Origin of the sequence: Hydrogenophaga taeniospiralis CCUG 15921 (assembly GCF_001592305.1) — a bacterium.
GTDB classification, from domain to species: domain Bacteria; phylum Pseudomonadota; class Gammaproteobacteria; order Burkholderiales; family Burkholderiaceae_C; genus Hydrogenophaga; species Hydrogenophaga taeniospiralis.
In genome coordinates this window covers 1-826 of the sequence record NZ_BCWR01000047.1, presented here as the reverse complement: position 1 = coordinate 826, position 826 = coordinate 1, and the positions used below count along the sequence as shown (strand labels likewise).

Sequence of the window (826 nt, the reverse complement as noted above, 5' to 3'; positions counted from 1 at the left end):
CGCGTCTTCATCCGCGCCGATTTGAATGTTCCTCAAGACGAACAAGGGAACATCACCGAAGACACCCGCATCCGCGCCAGCATCCCCGCCATCCAGATGGCGCTGGACGCTGGTGCCGCCGTCATGGTGACCTCGCACCTGGGCCGCCCCACCGAAGGCGAGTTCAAGCCCGAAGACTCGCTCGCCCCCGTGGCCGCGCGCATGGGCCAGCTCATGGGCCGCAGCATCCGTGTGGTGGCCGACTGGGTCGATGGCGACTTCTCCGTCGCCCCGGGCGAGCTGGTGATGCTGGAGAACTGCCGCCTCAACGTCGGCGAGAAGAAGAACAAGCCCGAACTCGCGGCCAAGCTCGGCAAACTCTGCGACATCTTCGTGCACGACGCCTTCGGCACCGCGCACCGCGCCGAAGGCACGACCTACGGCATCGCCGAGACCGCCCCCATCGCCTGCGCCGGCCCGCTGCTGGCCGCTGAGATGGACGCCATCAGCAAAGCACTGGCCAACCCGAAACGACCGCTGGTGGCGATCGTCGCCGGCAGCAAGGTCAGCACCAAGCTCACCATCCTGCAGGCCCTGGCAAAAAACGTGGACGGCCTGATCGTCGGTGGCGGCATCGCCAACACCTTCATGCTCGCTGCGGGCCTGAAGATCGGCAAGAGCCTGGCCGAGCCCGACCTGCTGGGCGAAGCCACCGCCGTGATCGACGCCATGAAGGCGCGCGGCGCGGCCGTGCCCATCCCCACCGACGTGGTCTGCGCCAAGAGCTTCAGCCCCGACGCCGTGGCCACGGTCAAAGCCGCCACCGACGTGGCCGACGACGACCTGA

The 826-nt window shown here is 67.8% G+C and carries 1 protein-coding gene; it reads left to right on the top strand.

Going from position 1 to position 826, the window contains the following annotated elements:
- Positions 1-826: phosphoglycerate kinase (gene pgk / locus HTA01S_RS24430; protein ID WP_068176659.1), on the top strand; the 826-nt coding region annotated here is incomplete at both ends.